This is a genomic window from Mesorhizobium sp. M4B.F.Ca.ET.089.01.1.1 (assembly GCF_004022605.1).
GTDB classification, from domain to species: domain Bacteria; phylum Pseudomonadota; class Alphaproteobacteria; order Rhizobiales; family Rhizobiaceae; genus Mesorhizobium; species Mesorhizobium abyssinicae.
This window is the reverse complement of the sequence record NZ_RZOS01000063.1, coordinates 1-19,856: the sequence shown is the minus strand read 5'-3', so window position 1 is coordinate 19,856 and position 19,856 is coordinate 1. Positions and strand designations below refer to the sequence as shown.

23 protein-coding genes and 1 tRNA gene are annotated in these 19,856 nt (G+C 65.2%); 9 read left to right on the top strand and 15 right to left on the bottom strand.

Translation table 11 applies throughout. The annotated features are described in order from the left end of the window. The 4 genes from EN780_RS09280 to EN780_RS09260 form a co-directional block, all read right to left on the bottom strand. Positions 1 to 634 (bottom strand): M81 family metallopeptidase (locus tag EN780_RS09280; RefSeq protein WP_133372592.1); only part of this gene is annotated, 634 nt, incomplete at its 3' end. 81 nt (positions 635 to 715) lie between these two features. Continuing rightward, the gene (locus EN780_RS09275; protein WP_128273306.1) at positions 716 to 1,543 is read right to left on the bottom strand and encodes a carbohydrate ABC transporter permease; all 828 of its coding nucleotides are present in this window, start codon (positions 1,541 to 1,543) and stop codon (positions 716 to 718) included. Then, the gene (locus tag EN780_RS09270; RefSeq protein ID WP_128273304.1) at positions 1,540 to 2,409 is read right to left on the bottom strand and encodes a sugar ABC transporter permease; all 870 of its coding nucleotides are present in this window, start codon (positions 2,407 to 2,409) and stop codon (positions 1,540 to 1,542) included. The genes EN780_RS09275 and EN780_RS09270 overlap by 4 nt, the downstream gene beginning before the upstream one ends. A 400-nt stretch (positions 2,410 to 2,809) precedes the next feature. After that, complete coding sequence (locus tag EN780_RS09260; protein WP_128273302.1) at positions 2,810 to 4,045, bottom strand: sugar ABC transporter substrate-binding protein; 1,236 nt, start codon at positions 4,043 to 4,045, stop codon at positions 2,810 to 2,812. Positions 4,046 to 4,223: 178 nt separating this feature from the next. Between EN780_RS09260 and EN780_RS09255 the strand changes: the two genes are divergently transcribed. The 3 genes from EN780_RS09255 to EN780_RS09245 are packed head-to-tail and all read left to right on the top strand — an operon-like array spanning position 4,224 to position 6,745. After that, positions 4,224 to 4,994 (top strand): SDR family oxidoreductase, encoded by a 771-nt coding sequence (locus tag EN780_RS09255; RefSeq protein ID WP_128273300.1) that lies wholly within the window; start codon positions 4,224 to 4,226, stop codon positions 4,992 to 4,994. Between the two features lie 2 nt (positions 4,995 to 4,996). Next, complete coding sequence (locus tag EN780_RS09250) at positions 4,997 to 5,833, top strand: ABC transporter ATP-binding protein (RefSeq protein ID WP_128273298.1); 837 nt, start codon at positions 4,997 to 4,999, stop codon at positions 5,831 to 5,833. Positions 5,834 to 5,863: 30 nt separating this feature from the next. Beyond that, positions 5,864 to 6,745: a MurR/RpiR family transcriptional regulator gene (locus EN780_RS09245; RefSeq protein WP_128273296.1), complete on the top strand. Its 882-nt coding sequence runs from the start codon at positions 5,864 to 5,866 to the stop codon at positions 6,743 to 6,745. A gap of 276 nt (positions 6,746 to 7,021) precedes the next feature. On the opposite strand, the gene EN780_RS09240 is transcribed toward EN780_RS09245, so the two are convergent. Both EN780_RS09240 and EN780_RS09235 read right to left on the bottom strand, forming a co-directional pair. Then, entirely contained in the window at positions 7,022 to 7,354 is a 333-nt protein-coding gene (locus tag EN780_RS09240; protein ID WP_128273294.1) for a DUF167 family protein, read from the bottom strand. Positions 7,355 to 7,357: 3 nt separating this feature from the next. Next, a complete protein-coding gene (locus EN780_RS09235; protein WP_127286979.1) occupies positions 7,358 to 7,648 on the bottom strand; it encodes a YggT family protein in 291 nt (96 codons plus the stop codon). A 149-nt stretch (positions 7,649 to 7,797) separates the two neighbouring features. Between EN780_RS09235 and EN780_RS09230 the strand changes: the two genes are divergently transcribed. The 4 genes from EN780_RS09230 (at position 7,798) to EN780_RS09215 (ending at position 9,482) form a co-directional block, all read left to right on the top strand. Then, positions 7,798 to 7,873, top strand: a tRNA-Ala gene (locus EN780_RS09230). Positions 7,874 to 8,354: 481 nt separating this feature from the next. Continuing rightward, entirely contained in the window at positions 8,355 to 8,738 is a 384-nt protein-coding gene (locus EN780_RS09225; protein WP_245478259.1) for a glycoside hydrolase family 99-like domain-containing protein, read from the top strand. 207 nt (positions 8,739 to 8,945) lie between these two features. Continuing rightward, positions 8,946 to 9,137 (top strand): hypothetical protein, encoded by a 192-nt coding sequence (locus EN780_RS09220; protein ID WP_127310240.1) that lies wholly within the window; start codon positions 8,946 to 8,948, stop codon positions 9,135 to 9,137. A 126-nt stretch (positions 9,138 to 9,263) separates the two neighbouring features. Then, positions 9,264 to 9,482 carry a hypothetical protein gene (locus EN780_RS09215; RefSeq protein ID WP_127286976.1) on the top strand — a complete coding sequence of 73 codons (219 nt, stop codon included), beginning with the start codon at positions 9,264 to 9,266 and terminating at the stop codon, positions 9,480 to 9,482. Positions 9,483 to 9,513: 31 nt separating this feature from the next. On the opposite strand, the gene EN780_RS09210 is transcribed toward EN780_RS09215, so the two are convergent. Genes EN780_RS09210 through exbB form a run of 3 tightly spaced genes read right to left on the bottom strand, consistent with a single transcriptional unit; the run spans position 9,514 to position 11,915 of the window. Beyond that, positions 9,514 to 10,491, bottom strand: a complete 978-nt coding sequence (locus EN780_RS09210; protein ID WP_128273292.1) for an energy transducer TonB — start codon at positions 10,489 to 10,491, stop codon at positions 9,514 to 9,516. After that, the gene (gene exbD, locus EN780_RS09205) at positions 10,488 to 10,946 is read right to left on the bottom strand and encodes a TonB system transport protein ExbD (protein WP_128273290.1); all 459 of its coding nucleotides are present in this window, start codon (positions 10,944 to 10,946) and stop codon (positions 10,488 to 10,490) included. The genes EN780_RS09210 and exbD overlap by 4 nt, the downstream gene beginning before the upstream one ends. Before the next feature lie 6 nt (positions 10,947 to 10,952). After that, positions 10,953 to 11,915, bottom strand: coding sequence for a tonB-system energizer ExbB (gene exbB / locus EN780_RS09200; RefSeq protein ID WP_128273288.1), 963 nt, complete (start codon positions 11,913 to 11,915; stop codon positions 10,953 to 10,955). 263 nt (positions 11,916 to 12,178) lie between these two features. Between exbB and EN780_RS09195 the strand changes: the two genes are divergently transcribed. Continuing rightward, positions 12,179 to 12,853: an isochorismatase family cysteine hydrolase gene (locus EN780_RS09195; RefSeq protein ID WP_128273286.1), complete on the top strand. Its 675-nt coding sequence runs from the start codon at positions 12,179 to 12,181 to the stop codon at positions 12,851 to 12,853. Positions 12,854 to 12,861: 8 nt separating this feature from the next. Here the strand turns inward: EN780_RS09195 and EN780_RS09190 are convergent, their stop codons facing one another. Continuing rightward, positions 12,862 to 13,803 (bottom strand): LLM class flavin-dependent oxidoreductase, encoded by a 942-nt coding sequence (locus EN780_RS09190; protein ID WP_128273284.1) that lies wholly within the window; start codon positions 13,801 to 13,803, stop codon positions 12,862 to 12,864. A 131-nt stretch (positions 13,804 to 13,934) separates the two neighbouring features. Further along, positions 13,935 to 14,084, bottom strand: coding sequence for a hypothetical protein (locus EN780_RS09185; RefSeq protein WP_128273282.1), 150 nt, complete (start codon positions 14,082 to 14,084; stop codon positions 13,935 to 13,937). Positions 14,085 to 14,367: 283 nt separating this feature from the next. Between EN780_RS09185 and EN780_RS09180 the strand changes: the two genes are divergently transcribed. After that, the gene (locus EN780_RS09180; RefSeq protein ID WP_128273280.1) at positions 14,368 to 15,135 is read left to right on the top strand and encodes an SDR family oxidoreductase; all 768 of its coding nucleotides are present in this window, start codon (positions 14,368 to 14,370) and stop codon (positions 15,133 to 15,135) included. 204 nt (positions 15,136 to 15,339) lie between these two features. Here the strand turns inward: EN780_RS09180 and EN780_RS09175 are convergent, their stop codons facing one another. The 4 genes from EN780_RS09175 to EN780_RS09150 all read right to left on the bottom strand — a co-directional run. Beyond that, complete coding sequence (locus EN780_RS09175) at positions 15,340 to 16,284, bottom strand: ABC transporter permease (protein ID WP_128273278.1); 945 nt, start codon at positions 16,282 to 16,284, stop codon at positions 15,340 to 15,342. Then, positions 16,281 to 17,330, bottom strand: a complete 1,050-nt coding sequence (locus tag EN780_RS09170) for an ABC transporter permease (RefSeq protein ID WP_128273276.1) — start codon at positions 17,328 to 17,330, stop codon at positions 16,281 to 16,283. Before EN780_RS09170 ends, EN780_RS09175 begins: the two co-directional genes overlap by 4 nt. Positions 17,331 to 17,572: 242 nt before the next feature. Further along, entirely contained in the window at positions 17,573 to 19,084 is a 1,512-nt protein-coding gene (locus EN780_RS09160; RefSeq protein ID WP_128273274.1) for an ABC transporter ATP-binding protein, read from the bottom strand. Between the two features lie 233 nt (positions 19,085 to 19,317). Then, positions 19,318 to 19,856, bottom strand: a 539-nt coding sequence (locus EN780_RS09150; RefSeq protein ID WP_128273271.1) for a BMP family protein, incomplete at its 5' end; no start/stop codon positions are given.

Sequence of the window (19,856 nt, the reverse complement as noted above, 5' to 3'; positions counted from 1 at the left end):
CGACGAAGGAGCGCATCGGCTCGCGGCTGGTCGGCAGCACCTGGATCATGCGGCAGTCGAAGGTCGAGATGACCGGCTTGATCTCGCCGCGCGCCGCGGCAAGACCGAGCTCGACGACATGCTCGCCGCGCTCATAGAAGTCGGTGTGCGGGAATTCGAGGAAATAGGCTATGATGTCGGACGCCGCCACGCGCTTCGGTGTCAAATGGCTGTGCGGGTCGAATTCGCAGGCGATCACCACCTTCGGCCCGACGATGGCGCGCACGCGTTCGAGCAGATCGCCCTCGCAATCGTCATAGCCTTGCGCCACCATCGCGCCATGCAGGCCGAGGATGACGGCATCGACCGGCAGCGCTGCTTTGAGCTGGTCGAGGATCTCGTCACGCAGCGCCTCAAAAGTCTGCCGCTGGACCAGACCGCCGGGCTCGGCCCAGGTGGCGGTGCCTTCGATGACGGTCAGCCCTTCCTCAGCGGCGCGCCGGCGCAGCGCCACGATCGGCGAGGAGCACAGCGTCGGCGTTTCCGGATGCTTGCCCGGTCCGGCATAAAAGGCCATCTCGAACGAAGCCCGGTCGGTCGGCACCGGCGAGAAGGTGTTGGTTTCCGTCGCCAGCGAAGCGGTGAAGATACGCATGAAAGCTCCGTGATGAACTTTTTGTTTTTCGCAATTCCGGACGGAAAACCGCTGCACACTTTTCCTGGAATTGCTGGATTGCTATTTGACAGCCCCGAGCGCCAGGCCCCGGACCAGGTAGCGCTGCAGCCAGATGAACAGGATCGCCACCGGCAAGGTGGCGAGCAGCGTGGCGGCCATGACATGGTGCCATTCGATCGCGTAGCGGCCGGCGACCAGCGAAAAGACCTGGATCGGCAGCGTGTAGCTTTCCTGGCTGCGCAGCATGGTGAGCGCGACGACGAATTCGTTCCAGGCGTTGATAAAGGTGAAGATCGCCGTCACCGCGATCGCCGGCAGGCAAAGCGGCAGGAACACTTTTCGCAAGGTCAGCCAGCGGCCGGCGCCTTCCATCCAGGCGGCCTCCTCGAGGTCGCGCGGGATGGTGTCGAAATAGCTCTGCAGCATCCACACGGTGAAGGCGACGTTGAAGGCCATGTAGATGAAGCCCAGCGCCGTCGTCGATTCGACCAGCCCCCAGGCCGCCATTAGCCTGAACAGCCCGAGCACCAGCACGATCGGCGAGATCATCTGCGAGATCAAAAGGAACTGGCGAAAGGCGCCGTAGCCGGCAAAGCGGAAGCGCGACATGGCGTAGGCCGCGGGCACCGAGATCAGGATGGCGCCGACGGTGGCGATCACCGACACATAGAGCGAGTTGACGAGCGCCTGGCCGAAGCCGGTCGCCACCCACATGTCGGCAAAATTCGACCAGTGGAATTCGCTCGGCCACCAGGTCGGCGACAGCACTTCGGCCCGCGGCTTGACCGCGGTAAGCAGCATCACCGCGAACGGGAAGATCGTCACCACGATCAGCGGCGACAACAGCAGCCAGGCGATGATCGTGCGCTTCAGCTTGCCGTTGCTCATGCGCGCTGCTCCCGCATCGCGAGCCGCACATAAATCATGGTGAAGACGAGCAGGATGGCGAACATCACCAGCGACACCGCGGAAGCCTCGCCCAGTTTGCCGATGCGGAAAGCGAGCTTGTAGAGGTGCGTGACCAGGATGTCGGTGGAGTTCGCCGGCCCGCCCTGCGTCATCACCCAGATGATCGGGAACGAGTTGAAGACGTAGATGGTGTTGAGCACGATGGCGATGTTGATGAACGGTTTTAAGAGCGGAAAGGTGATCTCGCGGAACAGCTGCAGCGGCGTGGCGCCCTCGAGCGCCGCCGCCTCGTAGAGGTCGTCCGGGATCGACGACAGGCCGCCGAGGAAGATGGTCGTGGTGAACGGCACCGTCACCAATATGCCGATCAGCACCTGCATCGGGAAAGCGGTCTCGGCGCTTGCCAGCCACTGGATGTTCTGGCTGATCAGGCCGAGCCCCATCAGCGCCGAATTCAGCATGCCGCTTTCGCCGTTGAGCGCCCAGCGCCAGACCACCGCCGTCATCGTCAGCGACACCGCCCAGGGCAGCATGATGATGACCCGGGCGAGGCCGCGGCCGTAGAAATCGGTGTTGAGGATCATCGCCACCGGGATCGACAGCAACAACGCGCCGCCGACCACCAGCACCGTCCACAGCCCGGTGCGCCAGAGCGCGGCCATGAAATCGGGATCGGAAAACAGCGCCGAGAAATTGGTCAGGCCGCTGAAGTCGCGCAACTGGCCGAAGCGGCTGACGTCATGCGTCGAGATCTGGATCAGGTCCCAGACTGGCCAGAAGATGACGACGGCCGCCAGAAACAGGCTGGGCAAGGTCAGCAGATAGGGCAGGAAACGATTTTGCATCGGCTGGTTTGTACCGCTTTGCGGGTGGTGATTGGATTTCTGGCCTTAACAGATCGACATAGTCCCGCCTCGCTCTTCTCGGGGCGCCGTTTCAAGGATTCCTTGCAAGCGTCGACGCTGCTCTCACTTACCTGCCGGTCCTCCGCAGCGGCTGCGGAAGAGAGCCCTTCCTCTCCCCCGTCGATCGGGGGAGAGGTGTCGAGCGAAGCTCGACGGAGTGGGGGTCGACCCTTGGCCACAAGGCGAGGCGAACTTGTCCCTTCGCGACAGTCGCGAGGTGGTTCCCCCACTCCGTCTCGGCTTCGCCGAGCCACCTCTCCCCCCTCCGGAGGGAGAGGAAGGAAGGTGTGGCGCGCCCCGACGGGGGTGGGGCGCGCCACGGGCGTCGGGAGTGAACGCCCTATTTCTTCAGCACGCCATTGGCCTTCTCCGCCGCCTCCTTCAAGGCAGCCTCCGGCTCGGCGCTGCCGAGATAGATCTTCTGCATGGCGTCCGAGGTGATCTGGGCGATCTCCTCCCAGCCCGGGATGACCGGCGCAAAGCGGGCGTCGGGCAGCAGAGCGGTGAAGGCGGCAAGGTCGGCATTGTTGACGTAATAGTCCATCTTCGCCTCCTCCTTGTTCACCGGCAGGAAGCCTTCGCCTTGCGTGAACTTGGCGCGCTGCTCCTTGGTGAACAGGAAGTCGAGCAGCTTCCAGGCCTCGTCCTTGTTCTTCGAGTTCTTGAACATGATGATGGAGTCGGTGACGCCATAGGTGCCGCGCGCGCCGGTCGGTCCGGCCGGGATGGCGGCGACGCCGTATTTCAGGTTCGGCGCTTCTTCCTTGATCTGGTTGGACAGGAAGGGCGCGGTGATCATCATGCCGACCTTGCCCTGTTTGAACAGATTCTGCACGTCCTCGCGGTTGTTGGAGGTGACGCCGGGCTCGGTCAGGCCCTCGTCGATCATCGACTTGTAGAGCTTGGCGGCGTCGAGCGCGCCCTGCGTGCCGAGGCCCGACGTGCCGTCCTTGTTGAGGATCTCGGTGCCCTGCGACCACATCGCGTAATAATAGTAGACGTCGGTCTCGATCTCCTTGCCCTGCAGGCCGAAGCCGAAGGTGCCGGAGCCCAGCGCCTTGATCTTGCGGGCATCTTCCTGCAGCTCGGTCCAGGTGACCGGCGGCTTGGCGATGCCTGCCTTCTCGAACAGTTCCTTGTTGTAGTACATGGCGCGCGCCGAGGCGGCGATCGGCAGGCCGTAGGTCTTGCCCTCCATGATCGACGGCGACAGGAACGTGTCGATGAAGCGGTCCTTGAACTCAGGCGTGATGTAACCGTCGAGCGGCTCGGCGACATCCTGCTGCACGAAGTCGATCAGCCAGCGCGTGCCGATGATCGACAGGTCGGCATTGGTGCCGGCGGTGATGTCGGTGGTCAGCTTCTGCAAGAGCACCTCCCACGGCACCACTTCGAACTTGACGGTGATGCCCGGGTTGGCCGCTTCGAATTCCTTCTTGACGTCCTGGAAATAGGGGCCGGTCTTGGCGCTGTATTCGGCAACGGTGACGCGCACCTCGCCAGCGTCGGCCGGCGCCGCAAAGGCCAGCATGCTCATTCCGGCCATCAGGCCGACAGTCCATTTCGCAAGGCTCATCTGATCTCTCTCCCATTTGATGCGCATCTGCGCCTGCGCTCCAAGGGGCACAGGATTTATGTGACTTTCCTACATTATCCATCATTTTGACTTCTGCAAGCAATTTTTCATGTTGCTTAATTACATATCGTTCAGTAGCCTTCTGCCGTATGTCTGACATGGTGGAGGAGCGAGCGCGGTGGTTTCAAAGGCCGAATTCGAGGGCAGGACGGCCGTGGTCACGGGGGCCGGCGGCGGCCTTGGGTCGGCGATCGTGGCGCTGCTTGCCGAACGCGGCGCCCGCGTCATCGGCTGCGACCAGTCGGACGAGGCGCTGGCCAGCCCGCATCTTGCCTCGCGCCATGTCTTCGACCTGCTCGACCGCGCGTCGGTCGAAACAGCCATCGCCGAAATCCTCGATCGCGACGGCGTTCCCGACATCCTCATCAACAATGCCGGCTGGACGCGCGCCGAGACGCTTGGCGCGCTGACGGCGGACAGGATCGAGCGTGAGCTCGACCTCAACCTGACCGGTGTGATGACTTTCGCCGATCCGCTCATCAAGGCTATGGCCAAGCGCGGCGCGGGCAGCGTCGTCTTCATCTCCTCGGTCAACGCCATCGCGCATTTCGGCAACCCGGCCTACGCCGCCGCCAAGGCCGGCATCAACGCCTACGCCAAGTCGATCGCCGTCGAACTCGGCCGCAGCGGCGTGCGCGCCAATGTCGTCTGCCCGGGATCGATCCGCACCGCCGCCTGGGATCATCGCCTGGCCAAAGACCCCGAAATCCTCGCCAAGCTGAAGCGGCTCTACCCGCTCGGCCGCATCGTCAACGCATTGGAAGTGGCGGAGGCGGTGGCCTTCCTTGCCTCCGACCGCGCATCGGGCGTAACAGGCGTGGTGATGCCGGTGGATGCAGGGCTGACCGCCGGCTGCCTGCCTTTCATTGACGACATTTTGGGAGCGTGACCATGACCGACGTCCAGTTCCGCAACCTGTCGAAATCGTTCGGCCACCACCAGATCCTCGAGAACATCGACCTCGAGATCGAAAGCGGCGAGTTCGTCGTGCTGGTCGGGCCTTCCGGCTGCGGCAAGTCGACCCTGCTGCGCATGCTGGCCGGGCTGGAGACGATCAGCTCGGGCGATCTCATGATCGGCGGCCTAAGAGCCAACGACCTGCCGCCGCAGAAGCGCAACATCGCCATGGTGTTCCAATCCTACGCGCTGTTTCCGCACCTCAAGGCCGCCGACAATATCGGCTTCGGCCCGAAGATCCGCGGCGAGAACCGCGCCGCGATCGACGACAAGGTGAAGAAGGCCTCGGGCGTGCTCAACCTGTTCTCCTATCTCGACCGCTATCCGAGGCAATTGTCCGGCGGCCAGCGCCAGCGCGTCGCCATGGGCCGCGCCATCGTGCGCGAACCCTCCGTCTTCCTGTTCGACGAGCCTCTGTCCAACCTCGACGCGCAATTGCGCGTGCAGATGCGCACCGAGATCAAGGCGCTGCACCAGCGGCTGAAATCGACCATCGTCTATGTCACCCACGACCAGATCGAGGCCATGACCATGGCCGACCGCATCGTGGTGATGGATCACGGCCGCATCGCCGGCGAGGCGATCGCCATCGATGTCGACGTCGTCGAGCCGACCGGCTCGGAAACCCATGTCTACGGCTCGGTTGGCGCCGACACGGTGCGCGCGGTGTTCCGCGACCGGGTGCAGGTGCGGCCGGGCGACCGCCTGCCGGTCACGGTCGAGCCGCGCAACATCCATCTGTTCGACAAGGCGACGGGCCTGCCGCTATGAAGTCACCCCGATGAAGACGAAGCCACGAACATGAAGACGCCTGCCGACATCATCACGCGGCTGCAACTGATGTCGCAGGACGGCACCAAGTCGGACCGTCGGCTGGCCGGCCTCGTTCTGTCCGACCTCGACTTCGCCTCCAAGGCGGCGATCTCGGAGATCGCGGCGCGCGTCGGCGTCAGCGAGCCGACCGTCACCCGCTTCTGCCGCAACCTCGGTTGCGAAGGCCTGCGCGATTTCAAGTTCTACCTGGCGCAGGCGATCGCCATCGGCGGCCAGTACCTGTCGCCGGAGCCGCTGAGCCGCGACGCCCGCGAGCAGCGCATCGCATCCGCCATCACCGAGGCGGCGATATCGGCCATCCAGCGCGCCAGCGAGAATCTCGACATGACGACGCTGGTCAGCGTCGCCGCGCGCATTGCAACCTCGGGCAACGTCTTGTGCATCGGCTCCGGCGGCATCTCCTCGATGATGGCGACCGAAATGCAGAACCGGCTGTTCCGGCTAGGCCTGCCGGTGCTGGCGCAGATCGACGGACAGTTGCAGCGCATGTATGCCGCCGTCGCCACGCCCGAGACCACGCTTGTCGCCTTTTCGGTGTCGGGCTATGCGCGATCGGTCATCGAGGCGGTGCAGGTCGCCCAGCAATATGGCGCCACAACGGTCGCCGTCACCGCCCCGGACTCCGCGCTCGCCAAGGCCGCCGACACGGTCATCCATCTGCAGTCGTTCGAGGACGGCAACATCTACAAGCCGACCTCGTCGCGCTATGCGCTGCTCGCCATCGTCGACATGATCGTGACCTCGGTCGCCGAGACACGCGGCCCGAAGGTGCTGGAGAACCTGCGCCGCATCAAGCAGAGCGTGAACACGCTGAAGGTCGACGACCCGCGCCTGCCGCTGGGGGATTGAGGGGTCATCTTTCCATGGTCACGGGATGTCGAATGGGGACATTCGGTGAGAACCGAGCCAATCCTGGAATCGTCGCGCCGCCCTCATCCGCCTGCCGGCACCTTCTCCCCGTAAACGGGGAGAAGAGGGCTGGCCGCGCCCGCAGCGCAATTTTCTGCAACGTTTATGGTTGGCGAAATCGCCGGCGACGGCATCTTTCTCCCCGTCACTATACGGGGAGAAATGCCCGGCAGGGCAATGAGGGGCAGCGCCGACCGACGATATGATTAGCAGCCATCAATGCGGTTTGCCTTGGCCGCCGCTCAATGCCTCGATGCGCTTCGCCAGCTCAGCCGCATCTCCCACTATCCGCAGCGTCTTCAGCCGCGCCGTGCCGCCGGCGACGACCGCGACGGCCGACGCCGGAACGCCCAGCGCCTTGGCAACCAGTTTTACCAGCGCGGCATTCGCGGCGCCGTTTTCCGGCACGGCGCGCACACGGGCCTTGAGGTGGCTTCTGCCGTCGGCTGTCGTCTCGACGCCCTCGATCCGATCGAGCGCCGCCTTCGGCGTCAGCCGGACGAACAGGTCGATGCCGTCGTCGCGCGAGCGGAACGGCGGCGTGCTCATCCCTCAGACGACCAGCGACAGCACCGTGGTCAGCAGGAACTGGCGGATGAAGAAAATGATCAGCAAGAGGATGATCGGCGAGATGTCGACGCCGCCGAGATCGGGCATGAAACGGCGGATCGGCCTGAGCGCCGGTTCGGTCAGCCTGTAGAGCACGTTGCCGATGGTGCCGACGAACTGGTTGCGCGAGTTGACGACGTTGAAGGCATAGAGCCAGGAAAAGATCGCCGAGGCGATGATGATCCACCAGTAGAGGTCAAGCGCCATGACGATGGTCTGAATAAGGGCGATCATGCCGGTCTCCAATTGTTGCCGACATGTAGCCATTGCCGGCCAAAGCGGCAAGAGCCGCCTTGCGCGCATGCCGGAGCGGACGGCAAATGTCGGGTCGTTTCGCCTTGACACGAAACGGTCGCGCCCGATAAATGCGCCATCCGCTGGACGGGGCTGTAGCTCAGCTGGGAGAGCGCATCGTTCGCAATGATGAGGTCAGGGGTTCGATCCCCCTCAGCTCCACCAGCGGATCTAAAATCAAAGCCTTAGCAATGGGTTTTCGCTGGTGGGACAACCAAGTGAGCCATTGCTATGCGCATGCCCGCCTACCTGTCACGCTCCCGACACGGAATCTTCTACTATCGATACCCCATACCTAGACCGTTGCACCCCAAGGGAGCTGCGACAGCTATTCGACTATCTCTGGTTACCAGGGATCGTTGCGAAGCATTGCTAGCAGCGCACAGCCTCAGCTGCGTAGCCCCTCTGGTGGGGCGCAACGGATCCATCAGAGAGAACGGGCACCTATCCCCGCTTGTGATATCGAGTTTCCAGCACGCTATTGCAGGCGCACGCGTTCCGAACGCCGAGACTTTCAAAGAAGCAGCGGATGTGAATTCTCTCGACAACTTCATGATGGATCGGATTCTTGAGGAGTTTGGTCGGTCCACGGATATGCCGGATAAGTCGCGGCGAATGCTCCTCAACGAGTACCGGCGCGCGAACGGTGCGTACTGCCAAGCCGTACTCGATTTCGATAGCGCGTTTGGCAGCTACGATTTCGGCACTGACAATCAGGCCACTGTCCCTTTGCCTTCGTCGCAAAAGTCATCTGACTTCACGTTTACGAGGTTTTGGGAAAAGACCTAGACGCCCGGACAGTCGACCATCCGAAGGCGCGCAGAGTGATAGAAGTTCTCGCGTATGGCTGAGCAACGCGGTCGTCGACACATCCGATCGTTTTGCCGATTTCGACAGCCGCCTGATATTCGTCAACGCCTGGAACGAATGGGCCGAGGGGGCCTATCTGGAGCCCGATGCCCGCTACGGCTACGCCTATCTGCAGCAGACGCGGGATGTCCTGTCGGCCCCGCCGGCAGCCGACATGTGACAAAGGATTCCGGAGCCGTTCTTGCCGCTTCGCCGGGATTGTCCTGACAGCAAGGCGATCGAAGTCATTTGCATGCCAATGTTTCCAAACCGATGATTCCGGAAACAGCCCGTGCCTTTTCGTGCCATCCCCCCGAAACGGACCCGGCACATCCTTCCTGCATCATGCGACGGCGATCACTTCGCCGTCGCAACGACGCGAAGGACAATGCCGATGTCGATGCTCGGAAGCCTGGCCGACTACAGCCGCCTGATCATGCGTGCGCACAACAGCGCCAAGACCAGGTACATGATGGACGCCCTGCCGCCGAACCTGCAGCAGGACGTCGGCTGGCAGGCCGGGCCCGCCATGCATGAAAGGAAGAAGCTCGCGCAGATGATTTTTTCGGGCAGGCGCTGAGGCCGGCCGGTCAGGCCGCGCCGATCGCTGCCCGAAACGCCGAGCCCATGTGAGCTACGTCATAGTCTCTCGCGGCACAAAGGTTCATTAGCGTCAGTGCATGTTTTCGTCGGATGGGAGGAAGCCGTGCCTTATTCACAACGCGAAGCGCGTGCCTATCTGGACCGCTATGGCGGCCCTTCGGGCACGCGGATTGAACTGGTCGAGACGGACAGGCAATGTTTTGTCCGGGTCCTCGAGGACGAGGAGGAACGCACCTACTCGTTCGAGCCGGGATCCTTTGCCCTGGCCTTCGCCGAAAGCCAGCGGATGCGCCTCAAGCTTCCGGCGATCGTGCACCTTTAGGGCTGCGCCGCGGGGACAAAGTCTCCATGCTCTAGTTCCGCAGACTGAAAGCAAACGGCGCGGTGCGGGTGACGCGGGCGCCGAGTTCGGGTGGCGGCGCCGGCACCGAGGCGCCTTGCAGCGCGCCGATTGCCGCGCGGTCGAGGTCGGCGTCGCCGGAAGACCGCGCCAGCCGGGCGGAGACTACCCGGCCGGAGGAATCGACCGTGAAGGTTACGTTCGGGCTGCCTTCGGCCCGCCTCGACCGGGCCGCGCTCGGATAGCGCGTGTGCCGCCTGATCCACGCCGCCAGTCTGGAATTCCACCGTGCCGGGCCGGCGCCGGACCGCTGCGCTCCCTCCGTTGCCTTCGGCGCCGCCGCGCGCGCGGCCGGCCTGGCGTCGACGCTGGCCGCCATCGCCGTCTTCGCCGTCGCCGGCTTCTCCTTCTTCGGTCGCTGCTTGTCGACGGGCTTCTTCGCCTTGGCCTCGACCGGCTTCTTGACCTTGGGTTCCGCCGGCGCATCCACCGGCTTCGGCCGCGGCAACGGGATGACGACTTCGGGCGCCACCGTCTCGACGACGTCCGGGACCACTTTGTCCAGCGGCTGCTGCTCGCTCGGCGCGGCGACCGTCGGCGCCGCCGGCGCGGTCGCCTCGGCCTCGACCGGCTGTTCGGCGGCCGGTTCCGCCTCTTCGGTAACCGGCTCAGGCGCCGGCTCGGTCACCGGTTTCACCGCCGTCACCGTCTCCGTTTCCTCGACCGGCTCGGCCTGGTCAGGCATCACCGTATCCGGCACCAGCGCCTCTTCCTGCACCGCGGGCGCGACCGCCAGCGGCGACATCTCGATCGCCAGCGCCGGCGGCGGCCCGCCATCGGCGGAATCGACAAGACTGGAACTCTGCACCGCATAGGCGACCGCCACATGCGCGATCAGGATCAGGGCGGCGGCGGCCGTCCACAGGCCGGTCTCGCGCGCGCCGAAACGCGGCTGACCGATGCCGGACAGAGCCGCCGCTGCGCCAGTCATGGGACTGCGCCTCCGCTCGCCGGCGCATCGGCCGAAGGCAGCGTCTCCAGGCCGACCAGCGCGATCTTGAGATAGCCGGCGGCGCGCAGCAGGTTCATCACCTCCATCAGCTCGCCATAGCCGACCGTCTTGTCGGCGCGCAGGAAGATGCGCGTCTGCTTGTCGCCCTTGGTGCGGCCGTCGAGCGAGGTGGCGAACATGGCGCGCGGCACGCTGTCATTGCCGATGGAGAGCGTAAGATCGCTCTTCAGCGTCAGGAACAGCGGAGTCTCGGGCCGCGGCGCCGGCGTCGCCGTCGAGCCCGGCAGGTCGACATTGACATCGACCGTCGCCAGTGGCGCCGCGACCATGAAGATGATCAGCAGCACCAGGATGACGTCGATGAACGGGGTGACGTTGATCTCGTGGCTTTCCTCGAGATCCTCGCCGACCGTTTCGCGAATCCGCGCCGCCATGTCCGCTCACCCCGCCGCGATCGTGCCTGCCGGCGGCACGGTGCGGAAATCGAGGTCGCGGCTGACCAGCCGCTCGACGCCGGCGGCGGCATCGGCAAGGATCTGCCGGTAGCCGGCTATGGAGCGGGCAAAGACGTTGTAGATGACCACCGCCGGGATAGCCGCCACCAAACCCATAGCGGTGGCAAGCAGGGCTTCGGCGATGCCGGGCGCAACGACCGCCAGATTGGTGGTCTGCGCCTGCGAGATGCCGATAAACGCGTTCATGATGCCCCACACCGTGCCGAACAGGCCGACGAAGGGCGCGGTCGAGCCTATCGTCGCGAGCAAGCCGATGCCCCGCGACATGCGCCGCGCCGCCGCCGCCTCGATGCGCGACAGCCTGGAAGTGACGCGCTCCTTCAGGCCGTCGCCGGAGACATGGCCGAGCGCGCCGGCCGAAAGCGCGGCCTCCTCCTCGGCCGCGCGCACCAGCAGCGCGCCAGGGCCATTGTTGTGGCCGAGCGCGCGGCCCGCTTGCATTAGCGTCGCGGCATTGCCGATCGCCTGCGCGGCGCGGCGCGCCCTCAGCTTGCCGCCGAGGATCTCCAGCGACTTGGCCAGCCAGATCGTCCAGGTAACCAGCGAGGCGAAGGCGAGGCCGACCATCACCGCCTTGACGATGATGTCGGCGGCCACGAACATGCCCCAGGGCGACAGATCGTGCGGCAGCGTCAACGCAATCGCCGTCGACGGCTCACTGCCGGCGGCGGTCGGAGCCGGCTGAACGCCCGGCTGCGGTGCAACGGGAGCAGCCATGGCGGGAGCGGTTGTCGCGGGCGCCGCCGCAGCCGGTGCCTGCGTGGCAGGGGTCGCCGCCGGCGCCTGCACGGCCGGAGCTGGCGTCGACGATTGCTCCTGCGCGACGACCGCGCCTGCCGACAGGATGAACGCTGCGGCCAGCGCCGCGAAAAGACCATGTCCAGCCACGCTCTGGCCTTCCTGCAACTCGGGCTTGCGCGATCGTCGACAACCGGTTTCCGGCTGCCATCGACGGTTGACTATAAAACATGAGTTTACTAGTCAACTATGAAGATGACTTTTTGAATCAACAAAAAATGTCATGGCGTTCCAACGCAAGGCCGAATTGCGCCTTGCTGCCCAACGTGCGCCTCTGCGGAGGGCAATGATCCTGCCTATGGACTGCGGTGCCATCTCCGGCCACGATAGCGGCGGCAAGCGCGAGGCAGCCGATGATCAAGGCGATCCCGTTCGATTTCCCCTATGACGGCCGGCTGGTGCCGGGACACACCGCGCTGCTGGTCATCGACCTGCAGCAGGATTTCCTGTCGCAGACAGGCTATTTCGCCAGAAAGGGCTATGACCCTTCGCCGCTCAGGGCAATCCTGCCGGCGGTCAACCGGCTGATCGCGGCTGCGCGCGCCGCCGGCCTGACCATCGTGCACACCAGGCAGGGCTACCGCGCCGACATGGCCGACATGACGCCTTACGAGAAATGGCGCCGCCAGCGGGCAGGGCTCGACGGCACCAACATATTGCTGCGCTCCAGCCCCGGTTTCCAGATCGTCGCCGATATCGAGGTCGCGCCGCAGGACATCGTCGTCGACAAGACCTGCAACGGCGCCTTCACCTACACCGACCTGGAGCTGGTCCTGCGCGCACGCGGCATCACGCATCTCCTGTTCACGGGATGCACGACCGACGTATGCGTCCACACCACGCTGCGTGAGGCGTGCGACCGCAACTTCCAGTGCCTGACGATCTCGGACGCCTGCGCCAGCGGCGACTGGCAGGCGCATGAAGCCGCGCTTCACATGGTGACGGTCGAGGACGGCGTCTTCGGCGCGCTGGCGGATTCGGACGCCGTTATCGAAGCGCTGGCCCGGCTTGCCGGCGGGCCGCGCTGACGACCCGGTCAGGCCGGGGCGCGGGATTGCGATGGCAGGCGCGGCACGAATGCGCCGGGCTGCGTCACGCTGTTGTCGAGACGCGCCAGTGAATTGGCGACGAGCGTGACCGTTTCGCGGCCCGTTGTCGCGATCTCGCGCGAACGGTCGATCCCGCCGACCATGAATTCATGGATGCCGAGCGCCGCATAGGGCAGCAGCGACAGCGCGATCTCGGCCGGCGACCCGGAAACCGCGACCGCCTTGTGCTCGGCGATGCCTTCATCCTTTTGCGAACGGATGCGCACGGGCAGCGCGAAGCGCAGTTTGCCGACCCTTCCATGCTCGGCGGCGGCGGCGCGCACGCGCTCGATCAACTGGCCGACCTCGTCCGGCGAACCGGCCGACAATTCGAACACATCCGCGTGCCGGCCGGCGACCCTGAGCGCCGTTCCCGACTGGCCGCCAAGCCGGATCGTCACGTCGGCGCCGTGCGGGCCCTTGCGCGGCACATAACCGCCTTTGACGCTGTAGAAGGCGCCTTCATGGTCGAACGGCCTGTCGTTCGACCACAGGCGCTTCAGAAGCACCAGATATTCATCGATGCGCTGCCACACCACGGTGTGCCCGACCGGCCGCGCCTCGGCATCCTCGTCGCTGAGCGGCTCGCTGAGCATCCTCAGCGACAGGCGGCCACCGCTCCTGGCAGCGAGCGCCGCAAGCTGCCTGGCCGCCACCGTCGGCTCGACCACGCCAGCCCAGTGGGTCAGCACCACCTCCAGCGACGCGGTGCGCTTCAGCGCCTGCGCGGCTATGTCCATATTGGTGAGCAGGCCGGCCGGATCGTCGACGACGATCTTCTGGAAGCCGACATCCTCGATCAGCGACAGTTTCGTCGCGGTCTCGGCGAAATCATAGAAGAAGCTGCCATTGGCAGACTTGCCCGGAACATGCGTGAACTCGATCGGCATTGCCATCTCCTCCATCACGTTTGGAATCGCATATCGAAACCACAGGGCGCGTGAAAACGCGCCGCTGACGCGGCTCACTAAACTCCGGTTGCCTGAAAGCGTTTAGGCCGCCACCCCGTGGTTCCCGCGCCTCAGGGAATGAGGCCCAGAACGACTGCCCCGGTGAACACGAACGCAAGGGTGAAAACGACATAGGCGAAGGCCCCGCCATAGGCCGGCCGCCAGCTCTGCCCGATGTTTTGGCCTCTGCGGTCTGTCTGGGTGTTTTGGTAATAGGACATATCGGCCTCCGTCTCACCCTTAATCTATAAAGTTAGTAGACTTTGTCGATTGCTATTTTTCCGCGATCCGCAGAACGAATTTCTCATATCGCGCTGGACATTGGTTTGGCTTGCTGCGTCTGCCCTATCCAGGGGAAACGGCTGCGGAGACGATCACGCCTGGGGTTTCCGTGGTCGTGCTGGAGCCGGCGTGGCGGGGATGCGGCCAGCGAGCTTGGCCATCCGACACGCGCGGGTTAGCATCGCTGCCGGTTCACGCGTGAAGCATCAACAGGAGAAAAAAATGGGCGGAAGGCTGGCGGGCAAGGTTGCCATCATCTCGGGCGGCGCGACGGGCATGGGCGGGGCGGCTTCCGAGCTGTTCGCGGCGGAAGGTGCCAAGGTGGCGATCGTCGACCGCAACGGTGAGGCAGCGGCGGCGACCGCGGCGGCGATCCGCGCCCGCGGCCATGTCGCCGAGCATTTTGTGGCCGATGTTTCCGACGAGGCGCAGGTCGAAGCCGCGGCGAAGGCGGCGGCGGCCAAGCTTGGCCCGGTCACGGTGCTGTTCAATCACGCCGGCACCATCGTCATAAAGCCGTTCCTGGAGACGACGCTCACGGAATGGGACTGGCTGCATGCCGTCAATGTCCGCTCGATGTTCCTGATGACGCGCGCGGTGCTGCCCGGCATGATCGCGGCCGGCGGCGGTTCGATCGTCTGCACCTCGTCGATCTCGGCGGTGGCGGCGACGCCGAACGAGGTGCTCTACGACACCACCAAGGGCGCCTGCCACATGTTCGCCCGCGCCATCGCGGTCGAGTTCCGCGACCGCAACATTCGCTGCAACGCCGTCTGCCCCGGCTTCATCCGCACCCCGCACGGGCTGCGCGAGGTGGCCGACCTAGGGAAACTTGGCGTCGACGTCTCCGACGCGGCACTCGCCGCCCAGCAGGGCCGCATCGGCGAGCCGGAAGAAGTGGCGAAGGCCGCGCTGTTTCTGGCCAGCGACGAATCCAGCTTCGTCAACGGCGCGCATCTCTTCGTCGACAACGCCTTTACGGCGATGTGAAGCGTCCCAAGCTTGGCGCCCTTCCTCTCCCCCGTCGATCGGGGGAGAGGTGTCGAGCGCAGCTCGACGGAGTGGGGTCGACCCTCGACGCGGTGCAGGGAGTTTCCTGCGCATCGGTTGGCGACGATTGCGAGGTGGTTCCCCCGCTCCGTCGCTGCTTCGCAGCGCCACCTCTCCCCCCTCCGGAGGGAGAGGAAAGGGCGCCTACCGCTCTTCCCTTCGAAACGGCTTGAGCAGCGCCGAGGGCGCGACCGCGTTGCGCGACATGAAGGCCATGGCGACGATGGTGAAGATGAAGGGCAGCATCAGGAAGGCTTCGTAGGGGATGTGGCCGAGCCCGCTCGCCTGCATCCTGAGCTGCAGCGCGTCGACGAAGGCGAACAGCAGCGCCGCCCCCGCCGAGCGCCACGGGTCCCAGCGGCCGAACACGACCAGCGCGATCGCCACCCAGCCGCGCCCGGACACTACACCGAACGTGAAGGCGTTGAACTGCGCCATGGTGAGGAATGCGCCGGCAAGGCCCATCAGCGCGCCGCCAAGGATCACAGCCTGGAAGCGCGTGCCAATCACGCTGACGCCGGCCGAGTCAGCGGCGCGCGGGTTCTCGCCGACCATCCGCACGGAGAGCCCCCATGGCGTGCGGTAGAGCACGAAGGCGGCGAGCGGAACGGCGATGATCGCCAGATAGACAAGCGTGAACTGGTTGAACACCGCCGGGCCGAGGATCGGAATGTCCGAAAGCAGCGGGATCGGCTCGGGCTGGAAACCCTTGATGCTCGGTGGCACCGACTGCTGGCCGAAGATCAGCCGGTAGAGGAAATACGCGAGCCCTGAACAGAACAGCGTCACGCCGATGCCACAGACATGTTGGCTTAAGCCCAGCGCCACCGTGAACAGCGCATGCACCGCCCCCATCAGCGCGCCGGTCGCCACGGCCACCAGCACGCCGAGCCACAGGCTGCCGCTGAGGCTGGTGGCGGTGAAGCCGGCCATTGCCGACAACAGAATGATGCCTTCGATGCCGAGATTGAGCACGCCGGCACGCTCGGAAAACATTTCGCCGAGCGTGGCGAAGGCGAGTGGCGTGGCGATGCGGATGATGGCGGCGAGGAAGCCGACCTGGAAAATCTGCTCGAACCCCGCGCTCATGTCGCTACCCGCCGAATTCGATAGGCGGTGAACAGCAGCGCCACCAGCATGGCAAGCAGCGCCGTGCCCTGGATGACGTCGCTCAGGAAAGCCGGCACGCCGGTCGCCCGCGACATCGCCTCGGCCCCGGTCATCACCGCGGCAAGGAAGAGCGCCGCCGGCACCACGCCGAGCGGATTAAGCCTGGCCAGCATGGCAACGACAATGCCGGAATAGCCGTAGCCGGGCGAAATGTCGCTCATCACCTGGAAATGCACGCCGCCGACCTCGCCGACGCCGGCCAGGCCCGCCAGCGCGCCGGAGAGCAGCGCGGTCGAGATGAGCACGCGCTGCACGTTGATGCCGCCGTAGCGGGCGGCTTCCGGATTCTCGCCGGTGACACGGATGCGGAAGCCGAGCGTCGTGCGTGCGATCAGGAACCAGACCAGGGGCGCCGCGACCAGCGCCGCCACGACGCCGAGATGCAGGCGCGTGCCCTCGAGCAGCACCGGGAAGTTGGCCGAATCCTCGATCGGCGGCGAGATCGGATAGCCGCTGAAGCTGTCCTTCCACGGCCCCTCGATCAGCGCCATCAGCGCGTAATAGATGACCGAGTTGAGCAGCAGCGAACTGACCACGTCGTCGACCTTGAATTTGACGCGCAGCGTCGCCGGCACCAGCGCCACGGCGGCGCCGGCCGCGGCACCCGCCAGCGCCATCAGGAGCATGGCGAGAGTGCCCGGCATCGGGATGGCGCCGACGAAGCAACTCGCCACGGCGCCCGCCAGCAACTGGCCCTCGGCACCGATGTTCCAGAATTTTGCCCGGAAGGCGACCGCCACCGCCAGGCCGGTTAAGATCATCGGCGCGGCGCGCACCAGCGTCTCGGTGATGGCGTAGCTGTCGCCGAGCGAGGCCGACAGCATCACGCCATAAGCCTCGATCACGCCGGCGCCGGCCACCGCTATCAGCCCGCTGCAAAGGACGAGCGCGGCGCCGATCGCAAGCAGCGGCAGCGCCAGATTGAACCAGGCCGGAGTGCTGGTGCGGGCTTCCAGGCGAAACATCAGGCGTGGCCCTCCGCTCGCCAGATGTCGGCGCCGCCCCTCATCCGCCTGCCGGCACCTTCTCCCCGTATAGTGACAGGGAGAAGGGGGCTGGCCGCAGCCGTCACACCCTTCTTGCAACGCTCGCGATTGGCGAAATCATCGATGAAAGCGCCCCTCTCCCCCTCACTATACGGGGAGAGGATGCCGGCAGGCAGGTGAGGGGCGGCGCCGACGTTCGAAATCAGAGGCAAACCCACGCTCTACGCCCTCCCCTCCGCGCCGGTCATCATCAGGCCGAGCCTTGCGACGGTGGCCTCCGCGCCGGCCAGCGTGCCGGCGATGCGGCCCTCATACATGACCGCGATGCGGTCCGAGAGCATCAGCAGCTCTTCCAGATCCTCGCCGATGACGACGATGCCGCAGCCTTTGGCGCGCATGGCGAGGAACTTTTCGTGGATGAAGCGGGCGGCGCCGATATCGAGGCCGCGCGTCGGCTGCGAGACGATCAGCACCTTCGGATCGAAGGCGAGCTCGCGCGCAAGCAGTGCCTTCTGCAGATTGCCGCCGGAGAGCGCGCCAGCGCGCACCATCGGTCCGGGACAGCGTATGTCATAGGCCTTGATCTGGGTTTCGGCGAAAGCGCGGATGGCGGACGGATTGAGCAGACCCTTGCGGCTGAACGCCTCGGTGCCGATGCGCGGCAGCACCATGGAATCGGCAAGCGGCAGGTTGGTGACCAGGCCGGTCGTCATCCGGTCCTCGGGGATGCGGCCAAGGCCGAGTGCCTGCACCACGCGCGGCGAGAATTGCGCAACTGCCTTGCCGGCCATTGTCATCGTGCCGGTTTTCGGTGGCAGCATGCCGGAGATGACATCGGCCAGCGCCCGCTGGCCATTGCCGGAGACGCCGGCGATGCCGAGGATCTCGCCGGAGCGGACGAAGAGCGACACCTCGCGCAGCGGCGTGCCGGCATGGCCCGAGGTCGAGATGCGATCGAGCAGCAGCACGGAGCCGCCCGGTGTCGAAGCCTCTTTGGTCGGCGGCACGATCTCATGACCGCACATCAATCGCGCCATCTCGGACGACGTCGTGTTGGCGGGGTCGTCGACGCGGCCGGCGACCTTGCCGTGCCGCAGCACCACGCAACGGTGGGTCAGCGCTCTCACCTCGTTGAGCTTGTGCGAGATGAAGATGATGCCCAGTCCCTGGCCCGCCATCGAGCGCAGGGCGGCGAACAGGCCGTCGACCTCGCTTGGCGCCAGCACCGCTGTTGGTTCGTCGAGGATCAAAAGCTTGGCGCCGCGAAACAGCGCCTTGATGATCTCCAGCCGCTGCTGCTCGCCGACCGACAGCGCCGAGACCGGCAGGGCGGGATCGAGGCTCAAGCCGTGCTGGCGGCCGATCTCCTTCAGCCGCGCCAGCCCGCCGGCGCGGTCGATGCGGCCTGACTTGCCCGGAATGCCGATCAGGAGGTTCTCCAGCACCGTCAGCCGCGGCGCCAGATGAAAATGCTGGTGCACCATGCCGATGCCGGCGGCGAGCGCGTCTGCCGAACTGTGGATGGCGACCGGCCGGCCCTCGACCAGTATCTCGCCGGCGTCAGGTGCATAGGCGCCGAACAGCACGTTCATCAACGTTGTCTTGCCGGCGCCGTTCTCGCCAAGCAGCCCAAGGATCTCGCCAGGTGCGACGCTGAGATTCACGGCCTCGTTCGCCTTGACGGCGCCGAAGCTCTTGGTGATGCCGCGCATTTCGATGAGTGAGGCGGACAAGGGTGCTCCTGACTGAAGATCCGGCTAACCGCGAAGGGCAACGCGAGGCCCCCCTCTCTGGCCTGCCGGCCATCTCCCCCTCAAGGGGGGAGATCAGATGTCACGCCAGCTTTCGCCAATCTTCTACGTCGCAGGTAAAGCGGTAAGACCGAAACCGCCAATCTCCCCCCTTGAGGGGGAGATGCCCGGCAGGGCAGAGAGGGGGGCTTGGCGCCAACCTCAAGCCGAAGCGCTCAATCCGAAACCGGCGTGTTCTCGTCGACGTCGACGCGGAAATTTCCTTCGAGGATCTCGGCTTTCTTCTTCTCGACCAGCTCCTTGACCTCGGCCGGCAGCGTCTTGTCGAACTTGTGATACGGCGCCAGGAACGAGCCGCCCTTGGCCATGCGCGAGAAGTCGCCATAGTCCTGCGCGGTGAACACACCCGCCTTGACCAGCTTGATCGCCTGCTCGACCGTCGGGTACATGTCCCACACCGGACCGGTGATGACCGTATCCGGGCCGAGGCTCGACTGGTCGGACATGTTGGAGATGGCGAGGATCTTCTTCTCCACCGCCGCTTCGATGACGCCGAAGCGCTCGGCATAGATGACGTCGACGCCGGCATCGATCTGCGCCACGGCTGCTTCCTTGGCCTTCGGCGGATCGAAGAAGGAGCCGATGAAGGCGACCTTCTTCTTGACGTTCGGATTGACCTCCTTGGCGCCGGCGAAGAAGGCGTTGACCAGCCGGTTCACTTCCGGAATGCCCATCGCCGCGACCGCGCCGACCG

Excerpts from the sequence above, each read along its gene's own strand:
- EN780_RS09180 (WP_128273280.1), top strand. The coding sequence starts at position 14,368 with ATGGGCGGAAGGCTGGCGGGCAAGGTTGCCATCATCTCGGGCGGCGCG.
- EN780_RS09220 (WP_127310240.1), top strand. The coding sequence starts at position 8,946 with ATGCCGATGTCGATGCTCGGAAGCCTGGCCGACTACAGCCGCCTGATC.
- EN780_RS09195 (WP_128273286.1), top strand. The coding sequence starts at position 12,179 with ATGATCAAGGCGATCCCGTTCGATTTCCCCTATGACGGCCGGCTGGTG.
- EN780_RS09210 (WP_128273292.1), bottom strand. The coding sequence starts at position 10,491 with ATGACTGGCGCAGCGGCGGCTCTGTCCGGCATCGGTCAGCCGCGTTTC.
- EN780_RS09260 (WP_128273302.1), bottom strand. The coding sequence starts at position 4,045 with ATGAGCCTTGCGAAATGGACTGTCGGCCTGATGGCCGGAATGAGCATG.
- EN780_RS09175 (WP_128273278.1), bottom strand. The coding sequence starts at position 16,284 with ATGAGCGCGGGGTTCGAGCAGATTTTCCAGGTCGGCTTCCTCGCCGCC.
- EN780_RS09240 (WP_128273294.1), bottom strand. The coding sequence starts at position 7,354 with ATGAGCACGCCGCCGTTCCGCTCGCGCGACGACGGCATCGACCTGTTC.
- EN780_RS09275 (WP_128273306.1), bottom strand. The coding sequence starts at position 1,543 with ATGAGCAACGGCAAGCTGAAGCGCACGATCATCGCCTGGCTGCTGTTG.
- EN780_RS09245 (WP_128273296.1), top strand. The coding sequence starts at position 5,864 with ATGAAGACGCCTGCCGACATCATCACGCGGCTGCAACTGATGTCGCAG.
- EN780_RS09270 (WP_128273304.1), bottom strand. The coding sequence starts at position 2,409 with ATGCAAAATCGTTTCCTGCCCTATCTGCTGACCTTGCCCAGCCTGTTT.
- EN780_RS09170 (WP_128273276.1), bottom strand. The coding sequence starts at position 17,330 with ATGTTTCGCCTGGAAGCCCGCACCAGCACTCCGGCCTGGTTCAATCTG.
- exbD (WP_128273290.1), bottom strand. The coding sequence starts at position 10,946 with ATGGCGGCGCGGATTCGCGAAACGGTCGGCGAGGATCTCGAGGAAAGC.
- EN780_RS09250 (WP_128273298.1), top strand. The coding sequence starts at position 4,997 with ATGACCGACGTCCAGTTCCGCAACCTGTCGAAATCGTTCGGCCACCAC.
- EN780_RS09190 (WP_128273284.1), bottom strand. The coding sequence starts at position 13,803 with ATGCCGATCGAGTTCACGCATGTTCCGGGCAAGTCTGCCAATGGCAGC.
- EN780_RS09185 (WP_128273282.1), bottom strand. The coding sequence starts at position 14,084 with ATGTCCTATTACCAAAACACCCAGACAGACCGCAGAGGCCAAAACATC.
- EN780_RS09235 (WP_127286979.1), bottom strand. The coding sequence starts at position 7,648 with ATGATCGCCCTTATTCAGACCATCGTCATGGCGCTTGACCTCTACTGG.